This window comes from Streptomyces sp. 17_S59 (assembly GCF_056930295.1).
Genome location: NZ_JBXOWD010000001.1, coordinates 2,416,619 through 2,441,897, shown reverse-complemented (window position 1 = coordinate 2,441,897; position 25,279 = coordinate 2,416,619). Strand labels below are relative to the sequence as shown.

Genomic DNA, 25,279 nt, shown 5'->3' with positions numbered 1-25,279 from the left:
CGGCCGCCCGCCCCCGGTTTACCCTCGTGTAGTTGACGAACGGTCACTTCCGGGAGGGGAACGAAGTGCCACGTGCGGAAGCACCCATGGGGAACGCCCTGCGAGCGCTCCTGATGGCCGGCGGGCTGGCCGTCATCGGCCTCGGCATCGTGCTGCTGTTCTTCTGGCACGCCGAGGTCCTCGAACTCACCGGCGCGCCCCGCGTGGCCGCGGGCCTGGCCCTGCGGGCGGCCGAGGCGGCCGTGCTCTACGGGGGCTCGTGGCTGGCCGTCCGCGGCTGGAACGGGCGCTGGGGGAGCGCCTGAGGCTCCCCGCGTCCCCGCCGGGCGCTCACATGCCCGGCATGAACTGCAGCACCAGGTCGATGAGTTTGATGCCCACGAAGGGCGCGACGAGCCCGCCCAGCCCGTACAGGCCGAGGTTGCGGCGCAGCAGGTCGTGGGCGGAGGAGGGCACGTAGCGGACGCCGCGCAGGGCGAGCGGGATCAGGGCGACGATCACCAGCGCGTTGAAGACGATCGCGGAGGCGATGGCCGAGGTCGGGCTGTGCAGGCCCATGACGTTGAGCTTCTCCAGCCCCTCGTAGCCCGCCGCGCTGCCGAACATCGCGGGGACGATCGCGAAGTACTTGGCGACGTCGTTGCAGATGGAGAACGTGGTGAGCGCGCCGCGCGTGATCAGCAGCTGCTTGCCCACCTCGACGATCTCGATGAGCTTGGTGGGGTTGGAGTCCAGGTCCACCATGTTCCCGGCCTCCTTGGCGGCCGAGGTGCCGGTGTTCATGGCCACCCCGACGTCCGCCTGGGCCAGCGCGGGCGCGTCGTTGGTGCCGTCGCCGGTCATGGCCACGAGATTGCCGCCCGCCTGCTCCTCGCGGATGCGGGCCAGCTTGTGCTCGGGGGTGGCCTCGGCGATGTAGTCGTCGACACCGGCCTCGGCGGCGATCGCCCTGGCGGTGACCGGGTTGTCCCCGGTGACCATGACCGTCTTGATGCCCATGGCCCGCAGCTCGGCGAAGCGCTGGGCGATGCCCGGCTTGACGACGTCCTTGAGGTGGACGGCGCCCAGCACCCGGGCGCCCTCGGGGTCCTCGACCGCGACGAGCAGCGGGGTGCCGCCGCTCGCCGCGATGGAGTCGACGATCCAGGCGGCGTCGTCGGGCACGTGGCCGCCGCGCCGGGCGACCCACTGGACGACCGCGGTGCCCGCGCCCTTGCGGATGCGGCAGAAGTCGTCCTCGAAGGAGAAGTCGACGCCGCTCATCCGGGTCTGCGCGGAGAAGGGCACGAAGCGGCCGTGCGTGAAGTCCCCGCTGTTGTGCTGGATTCCGTACTGCGTGGCGAGCGCGACGATGGAGCGGCCCTCGGGCGTCTCGTCGGACAGCGAGGACAACTGGGCCGCGTCCGCGAGCAGTTCGTGCGTGATGCCCTTGACGGGCACGAAGGCGGTCGCCTGCCGGTTGCCGTGCGTGATGGTGCCGGTCTTGTCCAGGAGCAGGGTGCTGACGTCGCCCGCGGCCTCGACGGCCCGGCCCGAGAGGGCGATGACGTTGCGCTGCACGAGCCGGTCCATGCCGGCGATGCCGATGGCGGAGAGCAGGGCGCCGATGGTGGTCGGGATGAGGGTGACCAGCAGGGCGACGAGCACGGTGATGGACTGCGGGGCGCCGGCCCAGTCCGCCATGGGCTGGAGCGAGACCACGGCCAGGATGAAGATCACGGTGAGCGAGGCGAGCAGGATGTTGAGCGCCAGCTCGTTGGGGGTCTTCTGCCGGCTGGTGCCCTCGACCAGGTCGATCATGCGGTCGAGGAAGGTGTTGCCGGGCCGGGAGGTGATCCGCACGACGATTCGGTCGGAGAGCACCTTGGTGCCTCCGGTGACGCTCGAACGATCGCCTCCGGACTCCCGGATGACGGGTGCGGACTCGCCCGTGACGGCCGATTCGTCGACCGCGGCCACGCCGTCGACGACCTCGCCGTCGCCCGGGATCGTCTCGCCCGCCTCGACGACCACGAAGTCGTAAGGACGGAGATCGGCCGCCGGAACGCGCTCCTCCGCCCACTCGCGGCGGTCCATGCTCACCCGCCAGCTGCGCAGCCGCCGGGCGGTGGTGGTGCTGCGGGTGCGGCGCAGCGACTCGGCCTGGGCCCGGCCGCGGCCCTCGGCGACGGCCTCGGCGAGGTTGGCGAAGACGACCGTGAGCCAGAGCCAGACGCTGATCAGCCAGGTGAAGACGGAGGGGTCGAGGACCGCGGAGAGCGTGGTGAGGGCGGAGCCGACCTCGACCACGAACAGGACCGGGTGCCTGACCATGACCCGCGGGTGCAGCTTGCGGACGGCCTCCGGGAAGGAGGCGATCAACTGCTTGGGGTCGACGAGCCCGCCGCCGACGCGGCGGTGGCGGTGCCGCCGCCCGGAACCGCCCGGGGCCGGGGGCGGGACGGGGACGACCTTGTCGGGGTGCTGTTCGGGAGCCAGGTGCAGCATCGCGGGGGTGGCCTTCGACGGTCGGCTGAGGTGGAACGATCACCTCAGCCAACCGTCCCCGCACGTTGCGTTACGGCTTCCTGACGGTCCCTTGTCGCGGGGCGGGCCCGGTCTTACGTGGTCTTTACGCCACGGGCCGCGGTTGCCCGCCCCGATGCCCCGGTCCGAGCCCCCTAGGGGGGCGGCCTCAGCCGCGCGCGGCCGCGATCTGCCGCGACATGATCGTCGTCAGCTCGTAGGCGGTGTGCGAGGCCGCCACGCAGGTGATCTCGGCGTGGTCGTAGGCCGGGGCCACCTCGACGACGTCGGCGGAGACCAGGTTGCAGGAGGACAGCCCGCGGATGATCTCCAGCAGCTCGCGGGAGGTCAGGCCGCCCGCCTCGGGCGTGCCGGTGCCGGGTGCGTGCGCCGGGTCCAGGACGTCGATGTCGATGGAGATGTACAGCGGGCGGTCGCCGACGCGCTGGCGCAGCTGGTCGGCGATCTCGTCGACGCCGCGGCGCATGACGTCGGCCGAGGTGACGATGCCGAAGCCCATCTTCTCGTCGTCGGTCAGGTCCTTCTTGCCGTACAGCGGGCCGCGCGTGCCGACGTGGGAGAGCGCGGAGGTGTCGAGGATGCCCTCCTCGACGGCACGGCGGAACGGCGTGCCGTGGGTGTACTCGGCGCCGAAGTAGGTGTCCCAGGTGTCCAGGTGGGCGTCGAAGTGCAGCAGGGCGACGGGGCCGTGCTTCTTGGCGACCGAGCGCAGCAGCGGCAGCGCGATCGTGTGGTCGCCGCCCAGCGTCATCATGCGGGCGCCGGTGCCCAGGAGGTCGTCGGCCGCGGCCTCGATGGTCTCCACGGCCTCGTCGATGTTGAACGGGTTCGCGGCGATGTCGCCCGCGTCCGCGACCTGCGCCAGGGCGAACGGCGAGGCGTCCTGCGCCGGGTTGTACGGGCGCAGGAGGCGGGAGGCCTCGCGGATGGCGTTGCCGCCGAAGCGGGCGCCCGGACGGTAGGAGACGCCGGTGTCGAAGGGCACGCCCACGACGGCGACGTCGGCGGTGCCGACCTCGTCGAGCCGGGGCAGCCGGGCGAAGGTCGCCGGGCCGGCGTAGCGGGGGATGCGCGAGGAGTCGACGGGGCCGCGCGGTTCACGGGGGGCGGGGGTGCTCATGCTTCTCGGGCCTCTCGGATCACGGACGGGGCGCCGACGGGTCACGGTCGCGTCAACGTCGGAGCGGATGTGGCGGACGTACCCGAGGGTAGGCAGGGAGGCGGATTCCGCACATGTACGAACTGCAGGGTGCGACTGCGTCTTATGGACAGGACGTCCATCGCGCACCCCGGGGGAGAATGAGGGCATGCCGATAGCACCCAGCCGTACCGAACTGATCGATCATCTCGTCCGTACGCGCATCGCGGGGAACGTGGCCACTCCCCGGGAGAACAACCTCGACCACTACCGCAGGCTCTCCCAGGGCGACCGGCTGTACTGGCTGGGCGTGGAGCTGGGCAGCCGCTGGACCGACGAGCAGGACGTGCTGGCCGTCATGGCCGAGCGCTGCGGCGTCAGCGACGACCTGGCGCACCGGGCGGGCCAGGACACGATCGATCCGGAGCTGACGGTGGCCGCGCTGGAGCGGATGGCCGCGTTCCTGCGGAAGGCGGCGGAGGGCGGGCAGCGGGTGCTGCTCGCCACGGGGCATCCGGGCGGGCTGCTGGACGTGCACCGCTCGACGGCGGCGGCGCTGCGGGCGGCGGGCTGCGAGATCGTCTCCGTGCCGAGCGGGCTGCGGGCGGATGACGGCTCGGTCTACCAGGTGGCCGACGTGGCGGTGTACGAGCGCGGGGCCACGCTCTGGCACACCCACTCGCCGGCCCCGATGGCCGCGATCCTCGACGGCCTGGCCGCGCTGGGGCGGCCGCTCCCGGATCTCGTCGTGGCGGACCACGGCTGGGCGGGGTGTGCGGCGCAGTGGGGCATCGACACGGTGGGGTATGCGGACTCGAACGATCCGGCGCTGTTCCTGGCGGAGTCGGAGGGGACGCTCCAGGTGGCGGTGCCCCTGGACGACCACGTCCTGGACCCGCGCTTCTACGAGCCGATGACGGCGTACCTGCTGGGGGAGGCGGGGCTGCTGGGGTAGGGGCCCTGCGGGGCTTTCCCCACCCCGCCCCTTCCCGAAACTGGGGCCGCGCCCCAGACCCCGGACAGCGCTTCGCGCTGTGTCCTCAAACGCCGGACGGGCTGGAAATCCAGCCGTCCGGTGTTTTTGAGGAGCGGGGGGCAAATTCAGCCCCTCCGGCGTTTGAGGAGCGGGGGTCCGGGGGCGGAGCCCCCGAGCCTTGCTCCCGCGCGGAGCGCGAGGGGCCCCGGGGGTCCGGGGGCTTGCCCCCGGTTACGGGAAGGGGCGGGGTGGGGGAAAGCCCCCCGGGATGAAATCCGCACTCCGCGGCGTTGGGCCCTCCGTCAGCACATCAGCGCGGAGACAGCGGAGGTCTCGTGGCCGGGACGGACACAGTCGGTCAGGGGTGGGCCAGGCGGCTCGCCGTGTACTGCTGGCGGTACCGGAGCACGGTCCTGCTCGCCCTCGGGTCGTCGCTCGCCGGGATGGCCGTCATGGCCCTCGTCCCGCTCATACCCAAGCTGATCATTGACGACGTCATAGGCACCCACCGACGCCCCCTCGCCCCCTGGGCAGCGCTCCTGATCGCCGCCGCGATCGTCGTCTACGCCCTCACCTACGTCCGCCGCTACTACGGCGGACGGCTCGCGCTCGACGTCCAGCACGACATGCGGACCGAGATGTACGCCGCCATCGCCCGCCTCGACGGCAAGCGGCAGGACGAGCTGTCCACGGGCCAGGTCGTCGGGCGGGCCACCAGCGACCTCCAGCTGATCCAGAGCCTGCTGTTCATGTTGCCGATGATGATCGGCAACATCCTCCTCTTCGTCATCTCGCTCGTCGTGATGGCGGCCCTCTCCCCGCTGCTCACCGTTGTCGCCCTCGCCGTCGCACCCGCCATCTGGTTCCTCGCCAAGCGCAGCCGCACCAAGCTGTTCCCGGCCACCTGGTACGCCCAGGCCCAGGCGGCCGCCGTGGCGGGCGTCGTGGACGGCGCCGTCACGGGCGTCCGCGTCGTCAAGGGCTTCGGCCAGGAGGCGCAGGAGGCCGGGAAGCTCCGCGAGGCCGGGCGGCGGCTCTTCGCCGGTCGGCTGCGGACGGTCCGGCTCAACGCCCGCTACACGCCCGCGCTCCAGGCCGTGCCCGCCCTGGGCCAGGTCGCCATGCTGGCGCTCGGCGGCTGGATGGCCACGCGCGGACAGGTCACCCTGGGCACGTTCGTGGCCTTCTCGACCTATCTCGCGCAGCTCGTGGGCCCGGTGCGGATGCTGACGATGGTGCTGACGGTCGGTCAGCAGGCCCGGGCGGGCGTCGAGCGCGTCCTGGAACTCATCGACACCGAGCCGGTGGTGAAGGAGCGCCCGGACGCGCGCGAGCTGCCCGCGGACGCCCCCGCCGCCGTCGAGTTCGACGACGTCACCTTCGGCTACGACGCCCGCTACCCGGTCCTGGAGGGCCTCTCCCTGCGCATCGAGCCCGGGGAGACCGTGGCCGTCGTCGGCGCGTCCGGCAGCGGCAAGTCCACGCTCGCCCTGCTGCTGCCGCGCTTCTACGACGTCACCTCCGGCGCCGTCCGTGTGGGCGGCCACGACGTGCGCGAGCTGACGCTCCCCTCGCTGCGGGCGGCGATCGGGCTCGTGCCCGAGGACAGCTTCCTGTTCTCCGACAGCATCCGCGACAACATCGCCTACGGCGTGCCGGGCGCGACCGACGAGCAGATCCGGGCGGCGGCCCGGGCCGCGCAGGCGGACGGCTTCATCTCCATGCTGCCCGACGGCTACGACACCGAGGTCGGCGAGCAGGGCCTCACCCTCTCCGGCGGCCAGCGCCAGCGCATCGCCCTCGCCCGGGCGATCCTGACCGACCCCCGGCTGCTGCTCCTCGACGACGCGACCTCGGCGGTCGACGCGCGCGTGGAGCACGAGATCCACGAGGCGCTGCGCGGCGTCATGGCGGGCCGCACCACGCTGCTCATCGCCCACCGGGCCTCGACGCTGGCCCTGGCCGACCGCATCGCCGTCCTGGAAGGCGGCCGCCTGGTCGACGTCGGCACGGCGGAGGAGCTGGAGCTGCGCTGCGCGCGCTACCGCGAGCTGCTGACGGACCCGGAGGAGCTGGCGGGCGTCGCCAAGGACCCGGCGGGCCTGGCCGCCGTCGAGCCGTACGACGTCCCCCGCGGGCGCCGCGCCGTCGACGGTGTCACCCCCCGCCTCTGGGTGCGCAAGGACACCGGCGACACCCCCGAGGCGCACGGCATCCCGGCCGGGACGCCCGCCGCCCCCGGGCTGCTGGCCGAGGTGGCGGCCCTGCCGCCCGCGACCGACACCCCCGACGTCGACGAGGAGCGCGCCGCGCGCCCCGAGGAGTCCTACGGACTGCGGCAGTTGCTGCACGGCTTCACCAGGCCGCTCCTGCTCGGCCTCGCGCTCGTCGCCGCCGACGCCGTCGCCGGTCTGCTGCTGCCGGTCCTGATCCGGTACGGCATCGACCAGGGCGTCGAGCGCCTGGCCCTCAACGCCGTGTGGGCGGCCTCGGCGCTCGCGCTGCTCGTCGTGCTCGGGCAGTGGGCGGCGCAGGTCGGCGAGACCCGGCTGACCGGGCGCACGGGCGAGCGCGTGCTGTACGCGCTCCGTGTGAAGATCTTCGCCCAGCTCCAGCGGCTCGGCCTCGACCACTACGAGCGCGAGCTGACCGGGAAGATCATGACCCGGATGACCACGGACGTCGACGCCATGTCGACATTCCTCCAGACCGGCCTGGTCACCGCGGTCGTCTCCGTGCTCACCTTCTTCGGCATACTCGTCGCGCTCCTCGTCATCGACGTCCAGCTGGCCCTCGTCGTCTTCGCCACGCTGCCGCCGCTCGTCCTCGGCACGGTCGTCTTCCGGCGGCTGAGCGTCAAGGCGTACGAACTCGCCCGGGAGCGCGTGGGCGTGGTCAACGCCGACCTCCAGGAGAGCGTCGCGGGGCTGCGCATCGTGCAGGCGTTCCGCCGCGAGGCGGCCGGGGAGCGGCGGTTCGCGGAGCGGAGCAGCACCTACCGCGAGGCGCGGGTGCGCGGCCAGTTGCTGATCTCGGTGTACTTCCCCTTCGTCCAGCTGCTGTCGTCCGTCGCGGCGGCCGGCGTGCTGATCGTGGGCGCGGGCCGGGTGGACGACGGCACGCTGACGACGGGCGCGCTGGTGGCCTACCTGCTCTACATCGACCTGTTCTTCGCCCCCGTGCAGCAGCTCTCGCAGGTCTTCGACGGCTACCAGCAGGCGACGGTCTCGCTCGGCCGCGTCCAGGCGCTGCTGCGGGAGCCGACGAGCACGCCCGTGGCGGAGCGGCCGCGCGCGGTCCGGGAGCCGATCGGCGAGATCGTCTTCGACGACGTGTCGTTCCGCTACGCGGGCGCCGACGGCGAGGCGCCCGCCCTCTCCGGGATCCGGCTGACGGTCCCGGCCGGGCAGACCGTGGCGTTCGTCGGCGAGACGGGCGCGGGCAAGTCCACGCTGGTGAAGCTGGTCGCGCGGTTCTACGACCCCACCTCCGGGGCGGTCCTGGCCGACGGCCGGGACCTGCGCGAGCTGGACCCGGTCTCCTACCGGCACCGGCTGGGCGTCGTCCCCCAGGAGCCGTACCTCTTCCCCGGCACCGTGCGCGACTCCATCGCCTACGGCCGCCCCGACGCGACCGACGCCGAGGTGGAGGCCGCCGCGCGGGCGGTCGGCGCGCACGACATGATCGCCACGCTGGACGGCGGCTATCTGCACGCGGTCGCCGAGCGCGGCCGCAACCTGTCCGCGGGGCAGCGGCAGTTGATCGCCCTGGCCCGCGCGGAGCTGGTCGACCCGGACGTCCTGCTGCTGGACGAGGCCACCGCGGCGCTGGACCTGGCGACCGAGGCGCTGGTCAACCGGGCCACCGAGCAGCTGGCCGGGCGGCGCACGACCCTGGTGGTCGCACACCGCCTGACGACCGCCGCGCGCGCGGACCGTGTGGTGGTCCTCGACCACGGCCGGGTCGTCGAGGACGGCACCCACGCGGAGCTGCTGGCGCGGGACGGGCGGTACGCGGAGCTGTGGCGTACGTTCACGGGCGAGGCGGTACACGTCTGAGGGCGACAGCCGGTATTTTGGCCGCACCGGAATGATCTTGGCTGATCCTGAGCGGTCCGCCGAACGGGCAAACAGGGGGGACTCATGCGCAAACTGACCTATTTCATCGGCATGACCATCGACGGCTGCATCGCCGGGCCGGACGACGAGTTCGAGTTCATGATGTCCGACATGGACGTGGAGTACTCCGCCGCGATGCAGGCGAGCTACCCCGACACCATCCCCTCGCACGTCCGCCGCCTGGTCGGGCTGGGGCACGACAACCGGGACTTCGACACGGTCCTCATGGGCCGGGGCACCTACGACCCGGGCCTGAAGGAGGGCGTCACCAGCCCGTACGCCCACCTGAAGCAGTACGTGGTGTCGAAGTCCCTCACCACCGCGCCCGACCCCGACGTCACCGTCTTCTCCGGCGACCCGGTGGAGCTGGTGCGGGAGCTGAAGGCGCAGGAGGGCAAGGGGATCTACCTGTGCGGCGGGGGCAACCTCGCCGGGCAGCTGCGCTCGGAGATCGACGAACTGGTGGTGAAGATCTACCCGTTCGTGGCCGGGACGGGAATCCGGCTGTTCGACGCCGAGTTCTCCCCCGAGCTGTACCGGCTGATCGAGTCGCGCACCTTCAAGAACGGTGCCGTCGTGGTCCGTTACGCGAAGATCACATCGGGCTGAGTCTGGCGTTGCGGTTGTCACCCCCTGTACGTTCGCGGCGACCTTTGCGAACCCAGGGGAGGGCGTATGCGCAAGGCGCTCAGATGGCTGCTGGCGCTGACGGTGTGCATGGGCACCGTCGGTGCCGGCGGCGCGACGGCCACGGCGGCGACCACCGCCACCGAGCCGGACATCAAGGACCGCATCCTGCAGATTCCGGGGATGCACCTCGTCGAGGAGAAGCCCTACGAGGGCTACCGCTACCTCGTCATGACCTACACCCAGCCGGTCGACCACCGGCATCCGTCCCAGGGCACGTTCGAGCAGCGCTTCACGCTGCTGCACAAGTCCGCGGACCGGCCGACCGTCTTCTACACGTCCGGCTACAACGTCAACACCAACCCGTCGCGCAGCGAGCCGACCCGCATCGTCGACGGCAACCAGGTGTCGATGGAGTACCGCTTCTTCACTCCGTCCCGCCCGCAGCTGGCCGACTGGTCCAAGCTCGACATCTGGCAGGCGGCCAGCGACCAGCACCGCCTCTACGCGGCCCTCAAGCCGGTCTACGGCAAGAACTGGCTGGCCACGGGCGGCAGCAAGGGCGGTATGACGGCCACCTATTACCGCCGCTTCTACCCGAACGACATGAACGGCACCGTGGCCTACGTCGCGCCCAACGACGTGGTCGACGACGAGGACTCGGCGTACGACCGGTTCTTCGCCGGCGTGGGCGACAAGGCCTGCCGCACCCAGCTCAACTCGGTGCAGCGCGAGGCGCTCGTCCGCCGCGACGAGATCGTCGCCCGCTACCAGAAGTGGGCCGACGAGAACGGCAAGACCTTCAAGGTCGTCGGCAGCGCCGACAAGGCCTACGAGAACGTGGTGATGGACCTGGTCTGGGCGTTCTGGCAGTACCACCTGCAGAGCGACTGCAAGACCGTGCCCGCGACCAAGGCGTCGACGGACGACCTCTACAAGTTCATCGACGACATCTCCGGCTTCGACGGCTACACCGACCAGGGCCTGGAGCGGTTCACGCCGTACTACTACCAGGCCGGCACCCAGCTGGGCTCGCCGACCTTCAAGACCCCGCACCTCAAGGGGCTGCTGCGGTACCCGGGGATCTACACGCCGCGCTCGTACGTGCCGCGTGACATACCGATGACGTTCCGGCCGGGCGCGATGGCGGACGTCGACCGCTGGGTGCGCGAGGACAGCACGCGCATGCTCTTCGTCTACGGCCAGAACGACCCGTGGGGCGCCGAGCCGTTCCGCCTCGGCAGGAACGCCGCGGCCCGGCACGACTACCGCTTCTACGCGCCCGGCGGCAACCACGGCTCGAACATCTCCCAGCTCGTCGCCGACGAGCGGGCCGTGGCCACGGCCGAGGTCCTGCGCTGGGCGGGCGTGGCGCCGGCGGCCGTGCAGAAGGACGAGCACCACGCCAAGCCGCTCGCGCCGTTCAACGCGAAGCTCGACCGCCAGGACAACGACCGGCGGACGACCCTGCGGCCGTAACCGCGCGACCGGAGTCCGGCCGGAGTTCAGGACAGGCGGCGGGCGCACCCGACGGGGGCCCCGCCGCCCACCTGTACGTACAGGTCCGTGGACGGCGGGCAGTCCTCGCGGCGGCGGACCAGCTCGGTCACCCGGAACTCCGGGGCGTGCGGCTGCGAGCCGTCGCAGGCCGTCTCCTTCACCACGCCGTGCCGCTCGGTGTACACGCAGTCGCCCGCCACCGTCAGCGGGCCGCCGCCCATGCCCGGGTCGCCCGGGTGCGGCGGGCGGAGGTTGCGCATGCAGGCGTACCCCTCCGGGACGCTCCCGCGTTCCGACGTGCCGTCGTCGACGGCGGTGATGTGCAGGACGAAGTCGGTGATGTCGGGGCAGCGCGGGCCCTTGTCCTGGGGGCCGTAGTAGCGGGCCAGGACGCTCGCCACCGCCTGCTCGCTCGCGCAGTCCACCTCGGTGAAGGCGGACGCTTTCCCGGTGCCGATGCCCGCGCAGCTGCCCGGGGCCAGGAAGGCGCCCGCCGTGCTCCGGCCCGCCCCGGCCGGGGCCCTGATCGCCGTGCCCTGGGCGACGGCCTCCGCACCGCCGCGGCCCGGCGCCTGGCAGCCGGTGAGCAGGCACGATCCGTACAGCACGGCGAACGCGAACAGCGCCTCCGGCAGCGTCCGATGCCGCATGGTCTCCCCCAACTCCCCGAACGATCGCCCACAGTTACCCGATGGCGACCGGCGCACGCCAGGCGTGCGGGGGGCTTTGCGGAGGGTGATCGCACGCCCCCTGCCGATCCGGCCGCGGACCGCCACCGGTGCGCAAGGAGGGGGTGCACCGGCGGCGGCGCACTGCCGGCCGCAGGCGGCGGAGAGGGTGGTCGGCAACGCGGTCAGCGGCGGCACCGACACCGCTCTGCGGAGACCCACCGGCAGCACGGCCCTTGGACGGATCGCGCGCCGGAGCGGTTCCGCGCGGGCGTCCGGGGGCCCGCGCTCCCGGCCCGGCGGCCCGGCCTACCCGGCCGCGCGGCGCGCCCTGCCGAACCCCCGCGCCCTGCCGAAGCGGGCGGGCCCGCGCAGGGTCAGCAGCTTCGCGCGGGGCGCGAGCCGCCGCACCATCGCGAAGACCGACTCCGTGCGGGAGCGGTCGGCGTCCAGCACCGTGAAGAGGTTGACCCCGAGGTAGAAGGTGACGGCGGCGTTGGCCAGGTCGCGGGGCGGAGTGAGCCGGGCGAGCGCGGTGCCCCCGATGACCCGCTCCAGGGTCTCCTCCATGAACGCCATCCACGGCTCGACCCGCACCCGGATCTCCTCGCGCAGCTCGGGCTTGGCGACGGCCGCGGCCACCAGCTCGGAGAGCAGGGCGATGTGACCGCCCTCGAAGTCGTCGCGGTAGATGCGGGTGGCGGCCGCGGCCAGCTCCTCCAGGGTGCGCGCCTCCGCCACGGTGGCGGCGTGCATCTCCATCCGCTCGGCGGACGAGCGGTCCAGCGCGGCGAACAGCAGCCGGTCGACGCTGCCGAAGTGGTAGAAGATCAGCGCCGAGTTGACCCCGGCCTCCCTGGCGATCGTCCGCGCGCTGGCCTTGCCGTACCCCAGGGTGCGCAGCACCGAACCCGCCGCGGTGATCAGCCGTTCCTTGGTCTCCACCGACATGTGCCGCCCCCTCGAAGAGCATTCATCATACGTTTTAAGCGAACGGTCAAACGAACGGTCAGCGGCTTCGGTCTGCGGCTTCCGTCAGGGGCTTCGGTCCGCCCACTGCTCGTGCAGCAGCCGCAGGGCTTCGGTGATCGCGGGGCGGCGGGCGGCACCCGTGCGCCAGTAGGCGTACAGCCGGCGTACGGGGACGGGCTCCAGGGGGACCGCCACCACCTCGTCCGGCAGGGTGCCGCGCCCCATCCGGGGCATGAGGGCGACGCCCAGTCCCGCGGCGACGAGGGCGATCTGCGTGTCGTGCTCGGCCGCCTGGTAGGCGAGGTCCGGCTCGCTGCCGAGGGCCCGCAGCGTCCGGACGAGCCAGTCGTGGCAGGCGGTGCCCGGCGGCTGGCATATCCAGCGCCGCCCCACCAGGTCGCCGTGGGCCAGCCGGTCGCGTCCGGCCAGCGGGTGGCCCGCCGGTACGAGCATGTCGCACAGGTCGTCGCCGATCTTCACCCGCTCCAGCCGCTCCGGCGTGCTGTGCGGCACGGTGTCCCAGTCGTGCCAGACGGCGAGGTCGAGGGCGCCCTGGGCCACCAGGCCGACCGACAGGTGCGGTTCGACCTCGACCAGCCGGGTGTCCAGCGCGGGGTGCTCCCGGGCGAGGGCGGCCAGCACGCCGGGCAGCAGGCCGCGCGCGGCCGTGGGGAACGCCCCGGCGGTCAGCCGCCCGGTGGGCTGCCCGCGCCGCTCCTCCAGGTCCGTCTCCGCCCGCTCGACCATGGCCAGCAGTTCCCGTGCGGTCTCCGCCAGTCCGACGGCCGCGTCCGTGAGGACGACGCCCCGCCCCTGCCGCTCCAGCAGGGTGGTGCGCGTCTCCCGCTCCAGCTTGGCGATCGACTGCGAGACGGCCGACGGGGTGTATCCCAGGGCCAGGGCCGCGGCGCTGACCGAGCCGTGCACGGAGACCGCGTGCAGCGCACGCAGCCGCGAGAGGTCCAGCACTGGCGATCCCGCCCCCCGATGTCGACTGTTGCCGGACCCCATCATGGAGAAGCGCGTGCCGGTGCCCACGGCCGGGGGCCTGGGGGTGCCCGTCGGGATGCCGGACGGGCTCACCTCCCCGGCGGGGCGGCGGCGAGCAGTCCTCGCAGGTACTCCCGGCCCGGACCGGCCAATTGTGCGAAGTCCGCGGCCTGCGGGTGCCAGCGCTTCTCGTACTCCCAGCTCAGCCAGCCGTCCCAGCCCGCCTGCCGCAGCGTCCCCACACAGGCCCCCAGCGGCAGCACCCCCGTGCCGAGCGGCAGCGGCGCCAGGTCCTCCGCCGAGGCCACGTCCTTCACCTGCACATAGCCCAGGTGCGGGGCCAGCGGCGGGAAGCTGACGGCCGGCTCCTCGCCGCCCAGCCAGGTGTGCAGCACATCCCAGAGCGCCCCCACGCTGCCGTGCCCCACCGGGCCCAGGATCCGCACCGCGTCCCGCGCCCGGGGGTGCGAGTCGTGGGTCTCCAGCAGGACGCGCACGCCCGCGTCGGCGGCCTGCGGCGCGACCGCCCCGAGCCGCCGCGCCGCGACCGCGTCGGCCTCCTCGGCCGGCAGCTCGCCACCGCCGGGGAACACCCGCACGAACGGTGCGCCCAGGTCCCCCGCGAGCCCCACCAGTCCGGCCAGCTCCGCCAGCACCGGCTCGTCCGGCCCCGCCGCGGCCACCCGCACGTACCCGGCCACGGCCAGGACCGCCACCCCCGCCCCGGCGAACTCGACCGCCACGGCGGCCCGCTGCGCCGGAGTGAGGCCGGGGTGCACGGGCTCCTCCGGGTGCGCCCGCAGCTCGACGCCGTCGAATCCGCGGTCCGCGGCCAGGCGCACCACGTCGCGCACGGGCAGACCGGGCACTCCCAGCGTGGAAAAGGCCAGCTTCATGCTCTTCGGTTTCCCCGCCCGGCGGCGGGAAATGCCCTCTGTGCCGAAGTCGGGGAGGGGCACCGCGGATGAAGGCAGGGGAAACCAGGGGCGGGGAGGCCGCAGCCGGGCATGTCGAGCCCGGCCACGGCGAGGCCGGGCCCGTCAAAGAACTGCGCATAGCCATGAACGGCGTGACCGGCCGTATGGGGCACCGGCAGCACCTCGTGCGCTCCGTCCTGGCCCTCCGCGAGCAGGGCGGCCTGGACCTCGGCGACGGCACGGTGCTGCGGCCCGAACCCGTCCTCGTCGGGCGCGACGGGCGGAAGCTGGCGGCCCTGGCGGAGCGGTACGGGCTCGAGCACTGGTCCACCGACCTCGACGCCGTCCTCGCCGACCCGGGCATCGCCGTCTACTTCGACGCCCAGGCCACCACCGCCCGCGAGCGCGCCCTGCGCAAGGCCATCGCGGCGGGCAAGCACGTGTACTGCGAGAAGCCGACCGCCACCAGCTACGCCGCGGCCCTGGGCCTGGCCCGGCTCGCCCGGTCCGCGGGCGTCCGGCACGGGGTCGTCCAGGACAAGCTGTTCCTGCCCGGCATCCGCAAGCTGCGGCGGCTGGTCGACGGCGGCTTCTTCGGCCGGGTGCTGTCGGTCCGGGGGGAGTTCGGCTACTGGGTCTTCGAGGGCGACTGGCAGAGCGCCCAGCGGCCGTCGTGGAACTACCGCGCCCGGGACGGCGGCGGCATCACCGCCGACATGTTCCCCCACTGGGAGTACGTCCTGCGGGAGCTGTTCGGGCCCGTACGGGCCGTCCAGGCACGGCTCGTCACCCACATACCGCGCCGCTGGGACGAGCAGGACAGGCCCTACGAGGCCACCGCCGACGACGCCGTCTACGGCATCTTCGAACTGGAGGGCGGAGCCGTGGCGCAGTTCAACTCCTCCTGGGCGGTGCGGGTGCACCGCGACGAGCTGCTGGAGATCCAGGTGGACGGCACCGAGGGCTCCGCCGTCGCCGGGCTGCGGCACTGCCGCGCACAGCACCGCTCGGCCACGCCCAGGCCCGTGTGGGACCCCGACGGGGCCGGCGCGGAGGACTTCCGCGCCCAGTGGCACGAGGTGCCCGACAACGGGGAGCCGGTCAACGCGTTCAGGGCCCAGTGGGAGCTGTTCCTGCGCCATGTGGCCCTCGGCTCGCCCTGGCGGTTCGACCTGCTGTCGGGCGCGCGCGGGGTGCAGCTCGCGGAGCTGGGCCGCCGGTCCTCCGCCGAGGGCCGCCGGATCGCCGTGCCGGAGCCCGCGCCGTGATCCTGCTGCCGGACGCCTCCGGGGCGCTGCGCCGCTACGTGCCCCGGGCTGCGGCGGAGCCCGTGCCGCAGGGGCCGCCGCCCGGTTCCCGGGCGGTGCTCGCCGCCGCCCACGTCGTCGCCGACCCCTTCGGCGACACCACCCCGGGCGGCTCCGCCCGCCTCGACTGGGACGCCACGCTCGCCTTCCGCCGCCACCTGTGGGCGCACGGCCTGGGGGTGGCCGAGGCCATGGACACCGCCCAGCGCGGCGCGGGCCTGGACTGGCCGACCGCCGCCAGGCTCATCCGCCGCTCGGCCGCCGAGGCGAAGGCCGCCGGCGGCCGCATCGTGTGCGGGGCGGGCACGGACCAGCTGGAGCCGCCGTACGGCCCGCTGCCGGACGTCGTGGCCGCCTACGAGGAGCAGCTGGCCGCCGTCGAGGCGGCGGGGGCGCAGGCCGTCGTCCTGGCCTCCCGGGCCCTGGCGGCCGTCGCCGCCGGACCTGCCGACTACGAAGAGGTTTACGGGCGCCTGCTGCGGCAAACGGCCGAACCGGTCGTCCTGCACTGGCTCGGCCCCATGTTCGACCCGGCCCTTGCGGGCTACTGGGGCAGCACCGACCTCGACACCGCAGCCGACACCCTCGTGGGCATCGTGGCCACCCACGCCGCCAAGGTCGACGGGGTGAAGATCTCGCTGCTGGACGCCGGCCGGGAGCGGGCCCTGCGGCGTCGGCTGCCCGCGGGCGTGCGCTGCTACACGGGCGACGACCTGCACTACCCCGCGCTCCTGGAGGGCGACGCGCACGGCCACAGCGACGCCCTGCTGGGCGTGTTCGATCCGCTGGGCCCTCTCGCGGCCCACGCCGCGCGGCGGCTCGACGCGGGCGACCGCCGGGGCTTCCGGGCCGCGCTGGACCCGACCGTCCCGCTGGCCCGGCACCTCTTCGAGCCGCCGGCCCACTGCTACAAGACGGGCGTGGTCCTCCTCGCCTGGCTGGCCGGGCACCAGCGGCACTTCGCGATGCCCGGTGGCCTGCACGCCGCCCGCTCGCTGCCGCACCTGGCCCGGGCCTACGAACTCGCCGACGGCCTCGGCCTGTTCCCGGACCCGGAGCAGGCCCGCTCCCGGATGGCGGGCCTGCTGGCGGTGTACGGGGTGGAGCAGTGAACGGCGCGGCGGAGGGACTCGGCAGGTTCAGCCTCAACCAGGCCACCGTCCGGCAGTGGTCCCTCCCCCAGCTGGTGGCCGGCTGCGCGGCGGCCGGGGTGCGCCACGCGGGGCTGTGGCGGGAGCCCGTGCGGGAGTACGGGCTCGGTGCCGCGGCCCGGCTCGTGCGCTCCGCCGGGCTGGCGGTGAGCAGCCTGTGCCGGGGCGGCTTCCTGACCGCGGCCGACCCGGCCGGCCGGGCGGCGGCGCTCGCCGACAACCGGGCGGCGGTCGAGGAGGCCGCCGCCCTGGGCACGGACACCCTGGTGCTGGTGGCCGGCGGGCTGCCGCCCGGCAGCCGGGACCTGGCTGGCGCGCGCGAGCGCGTGGCCGACGCCCTCGCCGAACTGGCCCCGTACGCGGCCGGGCACGGGGTGCGGCTGGCCGTCGAGCCGCTGCACCCGATGTTCGCCGCCGACCGCTGTGTGGTCTCCACCCTGGGGCAGGCCCTCGACCTGGCGGAGCGCTTCCCCGCCGAGCGGGTCGGCGTGGTCGTGGACACCTATCACCTGTGGTGGGACGACACGGTGGCCGGGCAGCTGGCGAGGGCGGGGGAGGGCGGCCGGATCGCCGCCTTCCAGCTTGCCGACTGGGTGACGCCCCTGCCGGAGGGGGTGCTGCTGGGCCGGGGGCAGCTGGGGGACGGCTCGGTGGACCTGCGTCGGTTCCGCGAGCTGGTGGACGCGGCGGGCTATGCCGGGCCCGTCGAGGTCGAGATCTTCAACCCGGGGCTGTGGAGGCGGAACGGCACGGATGTGCTTGCCGAGACGCTGGAGCGCTTCCGTAAACATGTGCTGTGAACTGGGGTTCTCACTCAAGGTAACGGATGGATAACAGCTTGAATCCGGTGCAACCGCCCGGCGCCCGGATGAGTCGTATTCGGCGTCGGGCTTCCCGGGGAGGGATCCGGGGGGATTCGGAGGAGGCCTGATCGAGGGGGGAACACGAGGGGCCCGGTCGTCGGACCGGGCCCCTCGAGCGTTCCCGCTCCGGATCTTCGGCTCTTCGTGCTCCGGAGGTTTTCCACAGGCCCGAACGCCCTGTCGGACCCCGGCGGTACCGTCGGGGCATGGTGCAACTGGCTGTGGTCGAGGGAGTCCTGGAGCGGATCACCTACGCCAACGAGGAGAGCGGCTATACGGTCGCCCGCGTCGACACCGGGCGCGGCGGGGGCGATCTCCTCACGGTGGTCGGCTCGCTGCTCGGCGCGCAGCCGGGCGAGTCGCTGCGGATGGAGGGCCGCTGGGGCTCCCACCCGCAGTACGGACGCCAGTTCACCGTGGAGAACTACACCACCGTGCTGCCCGCGACGATCCAGGGCATCCGCCGCTATCTGGGCTCCGGCCTCATCAAGGGCGTCGGCCCGCGCATCGCCGACCGCATCGTCACCCACTTCGGCACCGACACCCTCGACGTCATCGAGAAGGAGCCCGGCCGCCTGATCGAGGTTCCCGGGCTGGGCCCCAAGCGCACCAAGGCGATCGGGGCCGCCTGGGAGGAGCAGAAGGCCATCAAGGAGGTGATGCTCTTCCTCCAGGGCGTCGGCGTCTCCACCTCCATCGCCGTGCGCATCTACAAGAAGTACGGCGACGCCTCGATCTCCGTCACCCGCAACCAGCCCTACCGGCTCGCCGCCGACGTCTGGGGCATCGGCTTCCTCACCGCCGACCGCATCGCCCAGTCCGTGGGAATCCCGCACGACAGCCCCGAGCGTGTCAAGGCCGGGCTCCAGTACGCCCTGTCCCAGTCCACCGACCAGGGCCACTGCTTCCTGCCGGAGGAGCAGCTGATCGCGGACGCGGTGAAGCTGCTCCAGGTGGACACCGGGCTCGTCATCGACTGCCTCGCCGAACTGGCCGCCGACGAGGAGGGCGTGGTCCGCGAGACCGTCCCCGGGCCGGACGGCGGGGAGCCCGTCACGGCCGTCTACCTCGTGCCCTTCCACCGCGCCGAGCTGTCCCTGGCCGGCCGGCTGACCCGGCTGCTGCGCGCCGGGGAGGACCGGCTGGCGGCCTTTCAGGACGTCGACTGGGACAGGGCTCTGGCCTGGCTCGCCGGGCGGACGGGCGCGGAGCTGGCGGCGGAGCAGCGGGAGGCGGTCCGGCTCGCGCTCACCAGCAGGGTCGCGGTGCTCACCGGCGGGCCGGGCTGCGGCAAGTCCTTCACCGTGCGGTCCGTGGTCGAGCTGGCCCGCGCCAGGAAGGCGAAGGTGGTGCTCGCCGCGCCCACCGGGCGCGCCGCCAAGCGGCTCTCCGAGCTGACCGGGGCCGACGCCTCCACCGTCCACCGGCTGCTGGAGCTGAAGCCGGGGGGTGACGCCGCCTACGACGCGGACCGGCCGCTGGATGCCGACCTGGTCGTGGTCGACGAGGCGTCGATGCTGGACCTGCTGCTGGCCAACAAGCTGGTCAAGGCCGTGGCTCCGGGCGCCCATCTGCTGCTCGTGGGGGACGTGGACCAGCTGCCCTCGGTCGGCGCGGGCGAGGTGCTGCGCGACCTGCTGGCCCCGGGCAGCCCCGTCCCCGCGGTCCGGCTCACCCGGATCTTCCGGCAGGCACAGCAGTCCGGCGTGGTGACGAATGCACACCGCATCAACTCCGGTGTGCAGCCCATCACCCAGGGGCTGGCGGACTTCTTCCTCTTCGTGGAGGAGGACACCGAGGAGGCCGGGCGGCTCACCGTGGACGTGGCGGCCCGGCGCATCCCCGCGAAGTTCGGGCTGGACCCGCGGCGCGACGTCCAGGTGCTGGCCCCCATGCACCGCGGCCCGGCGGGCGCCGGGACCCTCAACGGCCTGCTCCAGCAGGCGATCACGCCCGCCCGCCCCGACCTGCCCGAGCGCCGCTTCGGCGGGCGCGTCTTCCGCGTCGGCGACAAAGTCACTCAAATTCGCAACAACTATGAAAAGGGGCAGAACGGCGTCTTCAATGGCACGGTGGGAGTGGTGACCGCGCTCGACTCCGTCGAGCAGCGGCTGACCGTCCGTACCGACGAGGACGAAGAGGTCGGCTACGACTTCGACGAGCTGGACGAGCTGGCCCACGCCTATGCGGTGACCATTCACCGCTCGCAGGGCAGCGAATACCCGGCAGTGGTGATCCCGGTCACCACCGGGGCCTGGATGATGTTGCAGCGCAATCTGCTCTACACGGCGGTGACCAGGGCGAAGAAGCTGGTGGTGCTGGTCGGCTCACGGCGGGCGCTGGGGCAGGCGGTGCGCACGGTCTCGGCGGGGCGGCGCTGCACGGCGCTCGACCACCGGCTGCGCGCGGGCGCGGGGGGTGGCGCGGGGGGCGTGCAAGGAGGTGTCAAAGGTGGTGTTCGTCTCTGACGCGACCGAATGGTTTACCAATCAGGGCGAAGGGGGCAGGATGGCGAGGTTGAGCGGCACTGAGTGCCGTTTGTAGGCCCTATGGCCGACCCCGAGTGCACGTACATCGTCCAAATGGGGGAAGGTAGGGGTAGTCAGGGCACCTCGAAGAAGAGGCACAACGTCGGTGAGGGATGACGTGAGCGACAACTCTGTAGTAGTGCGGTACGGGGACGGCGAGTACAGCTACCCGTTGATCGACAGCACCGTTGGCGACAAGGGCTTCGACATCGGCAAGCTGCGTGCCCAGACCGGTCTGGTGACCCTGGACTCCGGCTATGGCAACACCGCCGCCTATAAATCCGCCATCACCTACCTCGACGGTGAGCAGGGCATCCTGCGCTACCGCGGGTACCCGATCGAGCAGCTCGCCGAGCGCAGCTCGTTCCTCGAGACCGCCTTCCTGCTGATCAACGGCGAGCTGCCGACCGTCGACGAGCTGGCCACCTTCCGTGGCGAGATCACGCAGCACACGCTGCTGCACGAGGACGTCAAGCGGTTCTTCGACGGCTTCCCGCGCGACGCCCACCCGATGGCCATGCTGTCCTCCGTGGTCAGCGCGCTGTCGACCTTCTACCAGGACAGCCACAACCCGTTCGACGAGAAGCAGCGCCACCTCTCCACGATCCGGCTGCTCGCCAAGCTGCCGACGATCGCGGCGTACGCGTACAAGAAGTCGATCGGCCACCCGATCGTCTACCCGCGCAACGACCTCGGCTACGTCGAGAACTTCCTGCGCATGACCTTCTCGGTGCCCGCCGCCGAGTTCGAGCTGGACCCGGTCGTCGTCAGCGCCCTGGACAAGCTGCTGATCCTGCACGCCGACCACGAGCAGAACTGCTCGACCTCGACCGTGCGCCTGGTGGGCTCCTCGCAGGCCAACCTGTTCGCCTCGATCTCGGCGGGCATCAACGCCCTCTGGGGCCCCCTGCACGGTGGCGCCAACCAGGCCGTGCTGGAGATGCTGGAGTCCATCGCCGCCTCCGGCGGTGACGTCGACACCTTCATCCGCAAGGTGAAGAACAAGGAGGACGGCGTCCGCCTGATGGGCTTCGGGCACCGGGTCTACAAGAGCTTCGACCCCCGCGCGAAGATCATCAAGGCCGCGGCGCACGACGTCCTCTCCGCCCTCGGCAAGTCCGACGAGCTGCTGGACATCGCCCTCAAGCTCGAGGAGCACGCGCTCAGCGACGACTACTTCGTCTCGCGCAACCTCTACCCGAACGTGGACTTCTACACCGGTCTGATCTACCGGGCCATGGGCTTCCCGAGCGAGATGTTCACCGTGCTCTTCGCGCTCGGCCGGCTCCCCGGCTGGATCGCCCAGTGGCACGAGATGATCAAGGAGCCGGGCTCCCGCATCGGCCGCCCGCGCCAGATCTACACGGGCGTCGTCGAGCGCGACTTCGTCCCGGTGGAGCAGCGCTGACCCGGCCGGACCACACGTGAGCCGGAGCCGCGCGAGCGGCACCGGCGCGCGTGAAGGCGCATGAAGGCGCCCCGCACCGAGCAGGTGCGGGGCGCCTTTGCATGTGCCGGTCTTCGCTGCCCACCGTTATAGGTGTAGACACCAAATGGAAAGCGCCCCGGCTTCCGATCCCCCCACGGGTCGGAGCGAGGCGCTTTCCCTCCCGGTCCGGATTCCCCCCACGGGATCCGGCCGGGCGCCGACGGACGCGATCTGCCGGGACGCGTACGTACGGGAGGGCCGCTCAAAGCTCCCCGGGTACGTGCCCCGGCCACGCGTGGCCGGTACCGTCCCCCAAGACGACTCCAGCACTGCCCGGTTAGACCCGCGACCCCCCGTGATGGTTACCTCCCAATCGCTGTGATCTAGGTCTCCTGCCATAAACGGACGTACGGGGCAAGGGGTACTTGTAGCGATTGTGTGAAGGTATCGGCGGGTGTCCGGATTCAGGCGCGTCCGGCCAGTTCGTAACCGGCTTCGTCCACGGCGGCGCGGACGGCCTCCTCGTCCAGCGGGGCGCTCGCCTCCACGGTGACCAGCCCGGTGGCGGCGACGGCCTGCACCGAGGTCACGCCGGCCAGGGTGGACAGCTCGGCGGTGACCGCGGACTCGCAGTGGCCGCAGGTCATGCCGGTCACCTTGTAGACGGTGGTGCTCATGGGCGTACTCCTCGGTGGACTCGTGTGGTGTGCGGGTGCGCCGCCGTCCGGCGCTCGACCGGGCCAACAGCTTACCCCCTGGGGGTATTCCCAGGGGGTAGCGCCGTACTTGGTCTCAGCCTCTCGTGCGCCGCCCGTTGCCCGGGCGCTGGGCCACCCAGGTCCGGATGGTGTCCGCGAACCAGTACGGTTTGCCGCCCTCGGTGAGATCGGGGGCGGGCAGCATCCCGTGCTTGCGGTACGAGCGCACGGTGTCGGCCTGCACGCCGATGTGCGCCGCGATCTCCCGGTAGGACCAGAGCCGACGGTCGGTCATCTCTCGCGCCTCTCCGCTGCGCCGCGGCCACGGAGGGGGATCCGTCGAGGAAGCCGCGGCGCCGCCGTTCTCGAGCAGCCAGCCTGTGCCCGCGGAACGACGGAGAGTGACCAGGCGTCAGGCGCTGTCGGGGCCCTGTGACGGAAGGCTTGCGTCGCCGTGACGCTCGTGACGGAAGGATGACTCGGTAACAGCACCCCGACAACACAGCACTCCGACAACAGCGCCCCGGCCCGGGGTGCTCAGCCCACGTGGGCCAGCCGCACCGGCCGGTTCTCCCGCCGCGAGACCTCGCACGCCTCGGCGATGTGCAGGGCCCGCAGCCCCTCCGCCCCCGGGCACGGATTGCCGCTCTCGCCCCGCACCGCCCGCACGAAGGCCGCCAGCTCGGCCCGGTAGGCGTCCTCGAACCGCTCCAGGAAGCCGCTCCAGGGCCGCGCGGGGACGCCGGGGCCGTCCGGCTCGGCCGAGGTCGCCGGCGTCCGCCCGGACAGCCCCACGACCCACTGGTCGCGCTCCCCGGACAGCTCCGTCCGCACGTCGTACCCGGCGCCGTTGTAGCGGGTGGCGGTCGCCGTCACGAGCGTCCCGTCGTCCAGGGTGAGCAGGGCGGCGGCGGTGTCCACGTCGCCCGCCTCGCGGAAGAACGGAGCGCCGCCGTTCGTCCCCCGCGCATACACCTCCACCACCTCTCGTCCCGTCAGCCACCGCACGGTGTCGAAGTCGTGGACCATGCAGTCCCGGATCAGCCCGCCCGACAGCGGCAGGAAGTCGGCCGGCGGGGGAGCGGGGTCCGAGGTGATGCAGCGGATCGTGTGCACCCGGCCCAGCGCCCCGGACCGCAGGGCCTCCCGCGCCGCCAGGAACCCGGCGTCGAAGCGCCGCTGGAACCCGATCTGGAGCAGCGTGCCCGCCGCCTCCACCTCCCGCAGGGCCCGGACGGTGCCCGCCAGGTCCATCGCGATCGGCTTCTCGCAGAAGGCGGGCAGGCCCGCGCGGGCCGCGCGGGTGATCAGGGTCGAGTGGGCGGCGGTCGCGGTGGCGATGACCACGGCGTCCACGCCCGCCGACGTGAAGACCTCGCCCACCGAACCGGCCGCCCGGGCGCCGACGGCGCGGGCGAGCGCCGCCGCCCGGCCGGTGTCGGCGTCCGCGACCACCAGCTCGCCGACGCCCGCCATGCGGGTCAGGGCGGCGGCGTGGAAGGCGCCGATGCGGCCCGCGCCGAGCAGGGCGACCCGCAGGCCGTCGCCCATCGGTCGGCTGCTCATAGGCCGGCTGCTCATCGGTCGGCTGTTCATCGGTCGGCTGTTCATCGGGCGGCCACCCGGCCGTGGCCGTCACCGCCGTAGAGGGCGGGCCGGTCGACGAGCGCGACGGCCACGCGCTCGCCCGTGGCCTGGGCCGTCACCCCCGCCTCGCAGACGGCCGCGGCCGCATAGCCGTCCCAGACGCTCGGCCCCACGGTCGTGCCGCGCCGGGCGGCGTCCACCCACGCCTGCACCTCCCGGTCGTAGGCCTCCCGGAAGCGCTCCACGAAGTCCTGTGCGATCGGGCCGCCCCACCGGCCGTCCGCGTCGACGATCAGCCCGTGGGCATCGCCGATCCGCGCGGTGCCGCGCTCGCCGACCGCCTCGCAGCGGACCTGGTAGCCGAAGCCGCAGTTGACGAAGATCTCGACGTCGACGACCGCGCCGCCGGAGGTCTCGAAGAGCACGAGCTGGGGGTCGCCCAGACCCTCGGGGGCGGCGGCCGAGGGCGCGGGCCGGAGCACGGTCACGGCCGCGATCTCCTGGCCGAGCAGCCAGCGGGTGGCGTCGATCTCGTGCACCACCGAGTCGTTGATCATCATCGGGGTGGTGTAGCCGGAGGGCGTCGAGGCGTTGCGGTGGGTGCAGTGCAGCATCAGGGGCCGCCCGAGCGAGCCCGCGTCCAGCAGGGACTTCAGCTGCCGGTACTCCGCGTCGTACCGGCGCATGAACCCGACCTGGACCCGGCGCCGGCCCAGCCGCTCCTCCGCCTCGAGCACGCGCAGGGCGGACTCGGAGTCCGGGGTGAGCGGCTTCTCGCACAGGACGGGCAGGTCGCGGGCGAGCGCTTGGAGCAGCGTGGCCTCGTGGGCGGGGCCGGGGGAGGCGATGAGCACGGCGTCGACGCCGTCGGCCGCGAGGGCGGCGGAGGGGTCGGTCCAGGCCGTGCAGCCGTCGATGCGGGCGGCGGTGGCGGCGGCGCGGTCCCGGTCGATGTCGACGACGGCGGCGACGTGGGCTCCGCTGATGACTTCGTCGATGCGGCGGGCGTGGTCGGAGCCCATGCGGCCGGTGCCGATCACGGCTACGCCGAGGGATTGTGCGGGGGGCATGGCTGTTCCTTGGGGGTTGCGGAGGGGTGCTGGGGGTTGGTGATCTTTCCCCACCCCGCCCCTTCCCGTAACCGGGGGCTCCGCCCCCGGACCCCCGCTCCTCAAACGCCGGAGGGGCTGGATTCGGGGTCCGGGCGGAGCCCCCTACGCGGCGGAGCCGCAAATCGACACAGCCGGGAAGGGGCGGGATCGGGGAAAAACCACCGCCCACCCA

General features: G+C 72.9%; 20 protein-coding genes. 10 read left to right on the top strand and 10 right to left on the bottom strand.

Annotation, left to right across the window (positions count from 1 at the left end; genetic code table 11):
• The first annotated feature begins 86 nt into the window (after window positions 1–86).
• On the top strand, window positions 87–305 hold the full coding sequence (locus AC1Z4A_RS10655) for a hypothetical protein (RefSeq protein ID WP_483677685.1): 219 nt from the start codon (window positions 87–89) through the stop codon (window positions 303–305).
• 25 nt (window positions 306–330) lie between these two features.
• On the opposite strand, the gene kdpB is transcribed toward AC1Z4A_RS10655, so the two are convergent.
• Together kdpB and speB are read right to left on the bottom strand one after the other, a co-directional pair.
• Entirely contained in the window at window positions 331–2,487 is a 2,157-nt protein-coding gene (kdpB, locus tag AC1Z4A_RS10650; protein WP_483677683.1) for a potassium-transporting ATPase subunit KdpB, read from the bottom strand.
• Window positions 2,488–2,674: 187 nt separating this feature from the next.
• Window positions 2,675–3,646 (bottom strand): agmatinase, encoded by a 972-nt coding sequence (gene speB / locus AC1Z4A_RS10645; protein ID WP_483677682.1) that lies wholly within the window; start codon window positions 3,644–3,646, stop codon window positions 2,675–2,677.
• 187 nt (window positions 3,647–3,833) lie between these two features.
• Here speB and AC1Z4A_RS10640 point away from each other — a divergent pair, with 187 nt between their 5' ends.
• From AC1Z4A_RS10640 to AC1Z4A_RS10625, 4 genes are all read left to right on the top strand, one after another.
• On the top strand, window positions 3,834–4,619 hold the full coding sequence (locus AC1Z4A_RS10640) for a phosphatase (protein ID WP_483677680.1): 786 nt from the start codon (window positions 3,834–3,836) through the stop codon (window positions 4,617–4,619).
• Window positions 4,620–4,975: 356 nt separating this feature from the next.
• Window positions 4,976–8,698 carry an ABC transporter ATP-binding protein gene (locus AC1Z4A_RS10635; protein WP_483677679.1) on the top strand — a complete coding sequence of 1,241 codons (3,723 nt, stop codon included), beginning with the start codon at window positions 4,976–4,978 and terminating at the stop codon, window positions 8,696–8,698.
• 84 nt (window positions 8,699–8,782) lie between these two features.
• The gene (locus AC1Z4A_RS10630) at window positions 8,783–9,367 is read left to right on the top strand and encodes a dihydrofolate reductase family protein (RefSeq protein ID WP_483677678.1); all 585 of its coding nucleotides are present in this window, start codon (window positions 8,783–8,785) and stop codon (window positions 9,365–9,367) included.
• Window positions 9,368–9,433: 66 nt separating this feature from the next.
• On the top strand, window positions 9,434–10,864 hold the full coding sequence (locus AC1Z4A_RS10625; RefSeq protein WP_483677677.1) for a S28 family serine protease: 1,431 nt from the start codon (window positions 9,434–9,436) through the stop codon (window positions 10,862–10,864).
• A gap of 26 nt (window positions 10,865–10,890) precedes the next feature.
• On the opposite strand, the gene AC1Z4A_RS10620 is transcribed toward AC1Z4A_RS10625, so the two are convergent.
• The 4 genes from AC1Z4A_RS10620 to AC1Z4A_RS10605 form a co-directional block, all read right to left on the bottom strand.
• Window positions 10,891–11,535, bottom strand: coding sequence for a hypothetical protein (locus AC1Z4A_RS10620; protein WP_483677675.1), 645 nt, complete (start codon window positions 11,533–11,535; stop codon window positions 10,891–10,893).
• A 327-nt stretch (window positions 11,536–11,862) separates the two neighbouring features.
• Window positions 11,863–12,504: a TetR/AcrR family transcriptional regulator gene (locus AC1Z4A_RS10615; protein WP_483677673.1), complete on the bottom strand. Its 642-nt coding sequence runs from the start codon at window positions 12,502–12,504 to the stop codon at window positions 11,863–11,865.
• Between the two features lie 84 nt (window positions 12,505–12,588).
• Entirely contained in the window at window positions 12,589–13,494 is a 906-nt protein-coding gene (locus tag AC1Z4A_RS10610; protein ID WP_483677670.1) for a LysR family transcriptional regulator, read from the bottom strand.
• A gap of 110 nt (window positions 13,495–13,604) precedes the next feature.
• The gene (locus AC1Z4A_RS10605) at window positions 13,605–14,411 is read right to left on the bottom strand and encodes a sugar phosphate isomerase/epimerase family protein (protein WP_483677668.1); all 807 of its coding nucleotides are present in this window, start codon (window positions 14,409–14,411) and stop codon (window positions 13,605–13,607) included.
• 164 nt (window positions 14,412–14,575) lie between these two features.
• Between AC1Z4A_RS10605 and AC1Z4A_RS10600 the strand changes: the two genes are divergently transcribed.
• From AC1Z4A_RS10600 to AC1Z4A_RS10580, 5 genes are all read left to right on the top strand, one after another.
• On the top strand, window positions 14,576–15,700 hold the full coding sequence (locus AC1Z4A_RS10600; RefSeq protein WP_483683556.1) for a Gfo/Idh/MocA family protein: 1,125 nt from the start codon (window positions 14,576–14,578) through the stop codon (window positions 15,698–15,700).
• Entirely contained in the window at window positions 15,697–16,851 is a 1,155-nt protein-coding gene (locus AC1Z4A_RS10595; protein WP_483677667.1) for a DUF993 family protein, read from the top strand. Before AC1Z4A_RS10600 ends, AC1Z4A_RS10595 begins: the two co-directional genes overlap by 4 nt.
• On the top strand, window positions 16,848–17,690 hold the full coding sequence (locus AC1Z4A_RS10590; RefSeq protein ID WP_483677665.1) for a sugar phosphate isomerase/epimerase family protein: 843 nt from the start codon (window positions 16,848–16,850) through the stop codon (window positions 17,688–17,690). Before AC1Z4A_RS10595 ends, AC1Z4A_RS10590 begins: the two co-directional genes overlap by 4 nt.
• Window positions 17,691–17,959: 269 nt before the next feature.
• Window positions 17,960–20,221, top strand: coding sequence for an SF1B family DNA helicase RecD2 (recD2, locus tag AC1Z4A_RS10585; RefSeq protein ID WP_483677664.1), 2,262 nt, complete (start codon window positions 17,960–17,962; stop codon window positions 20,219–20,221).
• Window positions 20,222–20,399: 178 nt separating this feature from the next.
• Window positions 20,400–21,689, top strand: coding sequence for a citrate synthase (locus AC1Z4A_RS10580; RefSeq protein WP_483677661.1), 1,290 nt, complete (start codon window positions 20,400–20,402; stop codon window positions 21,687–21,689).
• Window positions 21,690–22,174: 485 nt separating this feature from the next.
• Here the strand turns inward: AC1Z4A_RS10580 and AC1Z4A_RS10575 are convergent, their stop codons facing one another.
• The 4 genes from AC1Z4A_RS10575 to AC1Z4A_RS10560 form a co-directional block, all read right to left on the bottom strand.
• Window positions 22,175–22,387 (bottom strand): heavy-metal-associated domain-containing protein, encoded by a 213-nt coding sequence (locus tag AC1Z4A_RS10575; protein ID WP_483677659.1) that lies wholly within the window; start codon window positions 22,385–22,387, stop codon window positions 22,175–22,177.
• 115 nt (window positions 22,388–22,502) lie between these two features.
• Window positions 22,503–22,703 carry a helix-turn-helix transcriptional regulator gene (locus AC1Z4A_RS10570; RefSeq protein ID WP_483677657.1) on the bottom strand — a complete coding sequence of 67 codons (201 nt, stop codon included), beginning with the start codon at window positions 22,701–22,703 and terminating at the stop codon, window positions 22,503–22,505.
• A 242-nt stretch (window positions 22,704–22,945) separates the two neighbouring features.
• A complete protein-coding gene (locus AC1Z4A_RS10565; protein WP_483683555.1) occupies window positions 22,946–23,947 on the bottom strand; it encodes a Gfo/Idh/MocA family protein in 1,002 nt (333 codons plus the stop codon).
• Between the two features lie 68 nt (window positions 23,948–24,015).
• A complete protein-coding gene (locus tag AC1Z4A_RS10560; protein ID WP_483677656.1) occupies window positions 24,016–25,065 on the bottom strand; it encodes a Gfo/Idh/MocA family protein in 1,050 nt (349 codons plus the stop codon).
• Window positions 25,066–25,279 lie beyond the last annotated feature (214 nt).